At 61.0% G+C, this 8,850-nt stretch carries 10 protein-coding genes and 1 pseudogene; 9 read left to right on the top strand and 2 right to left on the bottom strand.

Annotation, left to right across the window (positions count from 1 at the left end; genetic code table 11):
* From Q8N40_RS01855 to Q8N40_RS01865, 3 genes and pseudogenes are all read left to right on the top strand, one after another.
* Nucleotides 1-411 (top strand): DUF2000 family protein (locus tag Q8N40_RS01855; RefSeq protein ID WP_305319889.1); only part of this gene is annotated, 411 nt, incomplete at its 5' end.
* Nucleotides 412-496: 85 nt separating this feature from the next.
* On the top strand, nt 497-1,777 hold the full coding sequence (locus tag Q8N40_RS01860) for an alpha-glucosidase/alpha-galactosidase (RefSeq protein ID WP_305710595.1): 1,281 nt from the start codon (nt 497-499) through the stop codon (nt 1,775-1,777).
* Between the two features lie 236 nt (nt 1,778-2,013).
* Nucleotides 2,014-2,985 (top strand): annotated as a pseudogene (locus Q8N40_RS01865) (adenylate/guanylate cyclase domain-containing protein); the annotation flags it as partial.
* A 176-nt stretch (nt 2,986-3,161) separates the two neighbouring features.
* On the opposite strand, the gene Q8N40_RS01870 reads toward Q8N40_RS01865, so the two are convergent.
* Both Q8N40_RS01870 and Q8N40_RS01875 read right to left on the bottom strand, forming a co-directional pair.
* Nucleotides 3,162-3,623, bottom strand: coding sequence for a DUF488 family protein (locus Q8N40_RS01870; RefSeq protein WP_305710596.1), 462 nt, complete (start codon nt 3,621-3,623; stop codon nt 3,162-3,164).
* A gap of 12 nt (nt 3,624-3,635) precedes the next feature.
* The gene (locus Q8N40_RS01875) at nt 3,636-4,475 is read right to left on the bottom strand and encodes a DUF72 domain-containing protein (RefSeq protein WP_305710597.1); all 840 of its coding nucleotides are present in this window, start codon (nt 4,473-4,475) and stop codon (nt 3,636-3,638) included.
* Between the two features lie 88 nt (nt 4,476-4,563).
* Here Q8N40_RS01875 and Q8N40_RS01880 point away from each other — a divergent pair, with 88 nt between their 5' ends.
* From Q8N40_RS01880 to Q8N40_RS01905, 6 genes are all read left to right on the top strand, one after another.
* Complete coding sequence (locus tag Q8N40_RS01880) at nt 4,564-4,821, top strand: hypothetical protein (RefSeq protein ID WP_305710598.1); 258 nt, start codon at nt 4,564-4,566, stop codon at nt 4,819-4,821.
* A gap of 4 nt (nt 4,822-4,825) precedes the next feature.
* Complete coding sequence (locus Q8N40_RS01885) at nt 4,826-5,032, top strand: hypothetical protein (protein ID WP_305710599.1); 207 nt, start codon at nt 4,826-4,828, stop codon at nt 5,030-5,032.
* A gap of 636 nt (nt 5,033-5,668) precedes the next feature.
* Nucleotides 5,669-5,971 carry a transposase gene (locus Q8N40_RS26645; protein WP_371135590.1) on the top strand — a complete coding sequence of 101 codons (303 nt, stop codon included), beginning with the start codon at nt 5,669-5,671 and terminating at the stop codon, nt 5,969-5,971.
* Nucleotides 5,931-6,203, top strand: coding sequence for a hypothetical protein (locus tag Q8N40_RS01895; RefSeq protein ID WP_305710601.1), 273 nt, complete (start codon nt 5,931-5,933; stop codon nt 6,201-6,203). The genes Q8N40_RS26645 and Q8N40_RS01895 overlap by 41 nt, the downstream gene beginning before the upstream one ends.
* A 335-nt stretch (nt 6,204-6,538) precedes the next feature.
* Nucleotides 6,539-7,261 (top strand): Crp/Fnr family transcriptional regulator, encoded by a 723-nt coding sequence (locus Q8N40_RS01900; protein ID WP_305710603.1) that lies wholly within the window; start codon nt 6,539-6,541, stop codon nt 7,259-7,261.
* Between the two features lie 549 nt (nt 7,262-7,810).
* Nucleotides 7,811-8,850: ABC transporter substrate-binding protein (locus tag Q8N40_RS01905; protein ID WP_305710602.1), on the top strand; the 1,040-nt coding region annotated here is incomplete at its 3' end.

Genomic DNA, 8,850 nt, shown 5'->3' on the forward strand with positions numbered 1-8,850 from the left:
ATGCAATTCGATACCAAGATCGCGGTCGTGATCCGGACCGACCTCGAGGCGTGGCAGAAGCTCAACGTTGCGGCGTTTCTGACCTCGGGCATTGCCGCGGCCTTTCCCGAATGCATCGGTGAGCCCTATGCCGACGGCTCCGGCACATCGTATTTGTCGCTGATCGGCCAGCCGATCCTGATCTATGGCGCCGACCGGCTACAGCTTTCCCGCGCGCTCGAACGCGCGCTGGCGCGTGACGTGAAGCCCGCCGTCTATACCGAGGACATGTTCAGGACCACGCATGACGCCGCCAACCGCGCGGCGGTGCGGGCGGTGATCCGCGCCGAACTCAACCTGGTCGGGCTCGCCATGCGCGCCGAGCGCAAGGTGATCGACAAGATCGTCGACGGGCTGAAGTTTCACAACTAATCTGGATCAAGCCGACGCCGCTGGCCTGTGTCGTATTGGCGGACCGATCTGAACGGCTGGCAGTTCGGCGCTGGGGGAAGCGAACATGACGGCGGTGACCAAAATCGTCTTTCTCGGCGCCAGCAGTGCCTCGTTCGGCATCAGCATGTTCCGGGACCTGTTCTCCACGCACGATCTGGCCGGAAGCACCCTGGTTCTGGTGGGCCGGAATGCCGACCGGCTGGCGCGCGCCGGGCGGCTGGCAAAACTGCTCAACGACAAATTCGGCGCGGGACTGAAGATCGAATGCAGCACCGACTGGCGGGCCGCGCTCGACGGCGCGCAGTTCGTCATCCACTCGACCGTCATCGACCGCAACCGGCTCTGGAAACTCGATTGGGAGGTGCCGCGCAAGTATGGCATCCGCCATACACTCGGCGAGAACGGCGGTCCGGGCGGGCTGTTCTTCACCCTGCGCACCTTGCCGGTGGTTTTCGATTTCGTGCGCGAGATGGAGCGGCGCTGCCCGCAGGCGCTGTTCATCAATTTCTCCAATCCGGAAAGCCGTATCGTGCTGGCGCTCGGGCAATACAGCAGCATCCGCACCATCGGCCTGTGCCACGGAATTTTCATGGCGCGCGGTGCGGTCGCCTCCATTCTCGGGCTGCCTTACGAACGGGTGGAGGTGTGGGGCGCGGGCCTCAATCACTTCCAGTGCCTGACCCAGATCCGCGACCGCGAGACCGGCGCCGACCTCTATCCGATGCTGCGCGAAAAGGAGAGGGATTTCGACCCCAAGGTCTCGCCGCTGTCGCGGAATCTGTTCCAGGCCTTCGGCTACTGGCTCGGCTGCGGCGACGGCCATGTCGGCGAATACCTGGCGTATGGCTGGGAAGCCGGCGAGGGCGGCTACAATTTCGAATGGGACGAAGGCGAGCGGGCCAAAACCGAAAAGACGATCGACGACGTGCTTTCAGGAGCCGCGGAGATTCCCTGGTGGTGGCTGACCGCGTCGGGCGAGCGCGCCGTCGCCGTCATCGCGGCGGTGCTGCACGACCGCAAGCAACTGATCGAATCCGGCGTGGTCTATAACCAGAAAACGATTCCAAACCTGCCGGCCAGCGCCGCCGTGGAAGTGCCTGTGATGGCGGATATGGCCGGCATTCATCCGGTTTCGCTGGGTCCGTTGCCCGACGCCGTCGCAAAACTCATGACCGTTCAGGTCAATGTGCAGCAACTCGCCGTCGAGGCTTCGGTACATGCCTCGAAGGAACTGGCGCTGCAGGCGTTGCTGATCGATCCCGTCGTCAATTCCGCGGACGCGGCGCGGCATCTTCTCGACGAACTCTGGGAAATCAACCGGCCTTATATCCGCAAATGTATCTAGTACCTGAAATTGCAAACCGGTGTTGCAGCGAGACGGTGCCGCGACCCTTCCGGCGTGCTTTTCCCCGGTCACGCCGATGTGAAATCGGTTTCCAAGGTTGGATTTGACGATAACTGACCAGTAGGATCCGCCGTTCGGCTTCTGGCGGCGAAGCTACGCCATGGTGGTCAAGGAATTCATCCAGCTGCGGCGCGACCGGGTCTCGTTCGCGATGATCGTGATGATCCCGGTGATGCAGCCTGCCCACCGTAGCGCTGTATCTGCAGATGAAGGCGATGGGGCCGGCGCAGGCGCTGGCCTTCGTGGTGCCGCTGGCCTACTTCATCTTCATCATTCTTTCGACGCTGCGGCTCGATTTCTGGCTGTCGGCCTTCACCGGCTTGGTCGCGGCGGCCGAATTGTTCGCGATGGCGATGTTGTACCGGCCGGAACAATTCGCCGCCGAGCCGGCGCCGGACTTTGCCTTCCACCTCGTGCGTTGCATCGTCATTCTGGTTTGTGGCGTGCTGGCGGGCGCGGTCGGCATGCAGCTGCGCCGGCAGTTCGAGGCCAGCATCAAGGCTGCGACCGCGCGCGACCGCATCACCAATCTGTTCGGCCAGCACGTCTCGCCGCAGGTGGTCGAGCGGCTGATGGCGGAGGGCAAGAGCACCGACAGCGAAATCCGCCGGGTCGCAGTGATGTTCGTGGATTTTCGCAGCTTTACCGCCGGCGCCAGCACCCGCACGCCGCGGGAAGTGGTGGATCGGCTCGACGGCGCATTCGCGACGCTGGTCGACATCCTCGATCGCCATGGCGGCATCGTGAACAAGTTTCTCGGCGACGGATTCCTGGCGCTGTTCGGCGCGCCGCTCGATGCACCCCATCCGGCGCGCCATGCGGTCGCGGCAGCCCGCGAAATGCTGGAAGCCAACGAGCGCGTCAACCGCGAGTCGAGCTGGCCGCTGCGGATCGGCATCGGTATTCACGTCGGCGATGTCGTCGCCGGCAATATCGGTTCGTCGCGGCGCAAGGAATACACCGTGATCGGCGACACCGTGAATTTTGCCGCGCGGCTGGAAGCGCTCAACAAGGAATTCAATTCGCAGTTCCTGGTCTCGGCGGCCGTGCACGAGGCCTTGGGGCAGGACCGCGACGATGCGAAATCGCTCGGCGAGGTCGCGATCAGGGGTTACGATCGGCCGATGACGGTGTGGCAATTGGGATGAGGGGGGCGCTGGATACAGCGGGTGTCGTCCCCGCGAACGCGGGGACCTATACGCCGCGTCAGCGATGATTTCAACAGGTCTCACACCTGCCTCTTACCGATAGTACACGGTGTATGGGTCCCGGCTCAGCGCTCGCGAAGCTCGCTTGGCCGGGAAGACGAGAATTTTACGATCCTCTACACCTGCTGCGCCGCCAGATTCTCGATTTTCACCCCGTTGCGCTCCTCGATAATCTCGGCGATCCATTGCCGGTGGCATTCGCGGTGATCGCGCTCGTAGCAGAGGATGCAGACCGGGCCGGCCTGGCTGACCAGCGCGGAGAGTTCGTCGAGTTCTTCCCGCGCCTGCGGCGTCTTCAGGTGCTTGGCATAGATCTTGTGCAGTGCGCCGAACTGGCCGCTGCGCGCGGCCTCGCGGCCGTCTTTCGGCGTACCGAGCCCGCGCAGGTGCAAATAGGAAATGCCGCGGGCATCAAGCCCGGCGGCAAGCTGGTTCTTGGAAAAGCCCGGACGGCGCGACGACGCCACCGCGCGCACATCCACCAGCAGCTTGACGCCGGCCGCTTCGAGTTCATCGAGCACGGCCTTGGCCGGTGTCTGCTCATAGCCGATGGTGAAGAGTTTCCTGGTCCTGCCCATCCGATGCGTCCGTTACTTCACCCGCTCGATCAACTCCATCGCGCCTGATGGCGCGCGCACCTTGCCCTCGTGGATCACATAGGCGAACACGTCGCGCGGGACTTTCTTGGCGCTTGTCGCATCGGCGCGCGGCAGATCGTCCGGCTCGCCGCCACCGGCCCAGACCTGCAACCGCCTGGCCCAGGCGTCGAGTTGCTTCGGCGGATAGCAGGTCTTGAGCTCGTCATTGCCCTTCTGCAGCCGTGCATAGACGAAATCGCCGGTGATGTCTGATATCGCCGGATATTTGCCGTGCTCGGCGTACACCACCGGCGTTTCGAATTGTCGCAGCAGCGCGATGAAGTCGGGCGCGGCAAAACTGTCGTGCCGCACCTCCACCACATGGCGCAGCGTGCGACCCTCCAGCTTGCGCGGCAATAGCTCGAGAAACTTGCCGAAGTCCGCCTCGTCGAATTTCTTGGTCGGCGCGAATTGCCACAGCACCGGGCCGAGCCGGTCGCCCAGCTCCAGCACGCCGGAATCGTAAAACCGCTTCACGGAATCGCCGGCCTCCGCCAGCACCCGCCGGTTGGTGGCGAAGCGCGGCCCCTTCAGCGAAAACACGAACCCGTCCGGCACCTCGCGCGCCCATTTGCGAAAGCTCTCCGGCTTCTGCGAGCCGTAATAGGTGCCGTTGATCTCGATCGAGGTCAGTTTTGAGGCGGCGTATTCCAGCTCGCGATGCTGAGGTAGTTTTTCCGGGTAAAAGGTTGATCTCCAAGGAGGAAATGTCCAACCGCCGACGCCTATTAGGATGCGGCCGGACTTTTCTGCGGCGGACTTTTTAGCTTTAGGCTCTTTTGAGGCTCTCATTGGGGGTATTCCATCAGCGGAACGCTATTCCTAGCGGCTTGCCAAATTGTTCTCTTTTCGTTCTTATCAGGCCAATGAGGGTTGGTCCATGCAACTTGCCACTATCAGAGCAGAAATCGAACAAATGCGCCGCCAGATTGCCCGGCAGCGCAAAGAGATTCTAGACCTTCAACGGGCCGGCATACCGACCACGCCGGCCGAAGAGCTGCTGGCGCGGATGCTGACTAAAGTGGAAGAGCTGTGCGCTCAGCGCGACCGGCTGGTTGGGGAGTCGCGCAGAAAATATGAGGGTAAGGACAAGTTTATCCTCGGTCCACAAATCCGTATCGGCGGGAAGCGGGGCTGACGCAGTGGCAGCATATGATCCTCTCAAATGGTACAACGACAAGGCCGACAATCCGCCGTGGATAGCAGCGCTTGCCGAAGTGGTAGCGCGACTTACAATACTTGGTCGGCTTGATGATGTTGCGATAGCGCCGTATGTGCTGGAACGTTTCGCTATGTCCCTGGCCGGAATCGAACAGCTGCCGATAAGGCCTCAAAATAAGGCTTTCTAGAAGCACTCCGAACGCGTACTCGCAGCCTTACTCACGCGATTTTTGGTCCCAAGTCAGGGCTGGTTCGGTTCTTATTCTATCGGTACTCCTCGACGGCCTCCCCAAAAGTATTTTCGGTTGGTCTCGTGAATAGAACCACTGCGACTCATGGTTCTACATGGAAGAAGATTGTATTTAATCCATAGTACTCGACGCGGTTGGATAAGGCGTTGAGTTGGTTCATAAATGTGCTTCTTGGCCTGGCAGCGAAGGATCGCACTCATGCAATCGATATTCTCGAACGCCTTATCCAGAGCGGTAGCAAAACACATCGGTCTTTCTGCGACAAGGCAGGAGACGCTGTCGTGGCTAACGCTGTTGATGATGCAGCACGGGACGATAAGCCTTTGGCGGCTGGCGGCCTACGTGGCAAGCGCGGTGCAGACCGCCTCGGTGCAGCGGCGGTTTTATCGGTTTTCCAGTTTGTGCGGCTTGACGGTGCGCACTCGGCGCGCGTGGTGGTCGAGCTGCTGGGTCTTTCCGACAAGCCGTGGGTTCTGGCGATTGATCGCACGAACTGGGATTTCGGCAAGACCACGATCAACATCCTGATGATCTCGGTGACCTGGAACGGGATGGGCATTCCGCTGCCTGTGGATGGTGCTGCCAACCGCGGGAAATTCGAACACCTCAGAACGAACAGAGCTTCTGGATCGCCTGCGCGCGGCATTTCCGAGCATGAAGATTGCGGCACTGATGGGCGATCGCGAGTTTATTGGCGATGCATGGATGGCCTATCTGCAGCGCGAGAAGATCGCGTTTATCCTGCGTCTGCGCGAAAACCAGCATGTGCTGCGGCGCCGGCTATGCGGCTATGCCGATCTCCGTCATCGCCCAGCATCTCAAGGTCGGGGACAAAATGATCGTCAAGGGCAGCTGCTGGCTCGGCCGCGACAATAACACTTTGTCCGCGTCGGTGCGGCTCGTGATGATGCGGCTCGCGTCAGGCGAGTTGTTGGCATTGGCCTGTTCTGGCACGGCGCGTCATGCGCTCGCGCGTTATCGTCAACGCTGGACCCGCGCCTGCATGCCATTCCCATCAAAACACACGGCCGCCCCGCTTGGTCCCTGTTCGCTCTCGGTCTGCACACGTTTCGCAAAATCATTGTCGCCGCAAGTCCTGATCAAATAATCGCCTTCCTCGCCCAACTCCTGTCCTCAAAACTACCCATCAAGCCATTGCTCTCTTTGAACTTTCGATGACGAGTCGAGTACAGTGAGTTTAATCACTCATTGGAAAGTGGCGTCCGCGACCGGCTGAAAAAATGTGCGTTGTTGATCCTTCCAGTGCTCAAATCCAGATGGTGGTTCTTCCTCAGTATTGGCGTAAGCTCTGGTATAATTCCGGCTTCGAGCGGTTACATGATGAGCAAAGATCTGCCGCCACAGCGGACCTCAAGTGCAACAGAAAACCAGTCTGGCGATCGTGATCGTCAGACTGGACAAGCCCAATTCGGGGCTCTGCTGATGACCGATGGGGGAACGCAGCGGGGCGGACCACCACCGTTGTTCCGGGGCCTGACTGAAGCCGAGAAGGCACGCGTGTTAGGCTCGGGCAAGCGCAAGGTGCTCTACCGCGGAGCCAAGCTGTTTAGCCAGGGAAGCCCGCAAGACGGCATCTATTTGATCGAGAGCGGGCGGATCAAGGTATTCTACATTGCGCCGTCGGGGCGCGAAATCACGCTCGCCTACTGGCATTCCGGCAATTTCGTCGGCGGTCCGGAGGTGTTCAGGCAGGGTTTGCACATCTGGTCGGGAGCCGCCGCCGTTAACAGCACGGTGCTTCATCTGCCGGGCGACGTGCTGCGCCAGATGGTGCTGACGATCCCGGCGCTCGCCATCGGCATCATCGAAGGCCTGAGTTTCAAGGGGCAGTGCTATTCGGCGCTGGCGCAAATGCTCGGCACGCGATCGCCGCTCGAAAGGCTCTCGCAGCTGCTGCTGCACCTGATGAACCTGTATGGTGTCGAGGAGCGAGATGGCACCTTGATCGCAGCGTCGTTCACTCACGCCGACCTTGCGCACATGACGGGTGTCACGCGCCAGTCGGTCACCACCAGCCTGAAACGGTTTGCCGAACACGGCATTCTGCACATGCACGGCTCCAACCTGGTGATCAGGAACGCCGAATTGCTGGGCGAGATCCGCGACGGCAAGACCGGCAAAATCGCGGCGTCGGGCGACATCTGAGAAGACCGCGAGCGGCCTGCTGGCAGGCTGCGGCAAACGGACGCAGCCAGCGCGAGCGGATGCATTGCGTGGGGTGCAACGAGACGTCTCCGCATTTCCGCATGGCATCGGACCGCGGACGATGCAATTCCCGACGCCTAGCCCGGCGCCGACCAGGCCGAGGTCACTTCGCTCATTGAATCATCAGTATCGGCGTCGGCGATGTCTATTTATTGGGCATCCCGACATTTCTTCGCAATACGTTGCCTGTTCGAGGCCTTTGCCGTTTCAGATCGAGAGTGAGCCGTTCAGGATTAGCCATCGGACGTTCGAGCGTTCGTGATCGAAGCAACGAGCTTACGGCCAGATGGCATCCATTCCCTTCAATACGCATGTTCTTCGCGATCCGGGCCCGGCGCGTGCCGCCGGCGCAGAGCCGATGGCACGTCGCTTGCACGACGAAGAAGAACGATCGTCTTCGGTCAAGCCGCTCGGCTTGCGGCCGCCGCCGCGTCGCGCACTGACATCGTCTCACACTCCCTCATGGTTTAGTTCGAAAGGATTGTTCTCATGCGCGTCGGCCCTGCTTCGAAAATTCTTGGCTTCCTTCCATTGCTCGCCGCCGCCGCGATCACGCTGGCGTCCGGGCAGGTCAACGCGCAGACCACGCTTGAGATCGGTATCGGCACCCAGAATACGACGACCAATACCGTCACCGGCGGCGTCGTCCTGAAAGAGCTCGGCCTGTTCGAAAAGCACCTGCCCAAGACCGGCAAGTACAAGGATTTCAAATATACGCTGTCCTGGCAGAACTCCACGTCCGGGCCGCCGATCACCAACGGCATGATGGCCAACAACATCCAGATCGGCATGATGGGCGACTACCCGCTGATGGTGAACGGCGCCACCGGGCAGGCCACCAAGAACGAAACTCAGCTGATCGCCATCATTGCCTACAACGCCTTCGGCGGCGGCAACGGCATCGTGGTCCACAAGGACTCGGCGTTCTACGAACTCGGCGATCTCAAGGGCAAGAACGTCTCGGTGCCGTTCGGCTCCGCCGCGCACGGCATGATGCTGACCTCGCTGCAGAAGCGCGGCCTGCCGCCCGACTTCTGGAGCCTCGTTTCGCAATCGCCCGAAGTCGGCACCACCAACCTGCAGGAAAAGCGCATCGACGCGCATGGCGATTTCGTTCCCTTCGCCGAGCTGCTGCCGTTCAAGGGTTTCGCCCGCAAGATCTATGACGGCGCCGAGACCAAGGTGCCGACCTTCCACGGCGTCGTCGTACGGAAGGATTTCGCCGAGAAATATCCCGAGATCGTCGTCGCCTACCTCAAAGCCCTGATCGAGGCCAACGACTGGATGCGCCAGAATCCCAAGGCCGGCGCCGAGAAGGTCGAGGAATGGACCAAGATCAACAAGGAAGTCGTTTACATCTTCCTCGGCCCCGGCGGCGTGCATACGCTCGACCCGACCATCAAGAAGTCCTGGATCGATGCGATCGGCGCCAACTACGCGATCCTGCAGAAGCTGAACATGATCAAGCCACTCGATATCGGCGCCTGGGTCAACGACAGCTACGTGCGGCAGACCTACAAGGAACTCGG

This window comes from Bradyrhizobium sp. (assembly GCF_030693485.1).
In the GTDB taxonomy this organism is placed as follows: Bacteria; Pseudomonadota; Alphaproteobacteria; order Rhizobiales; family Xanthobacteraceae; genus Bradyrhizobium.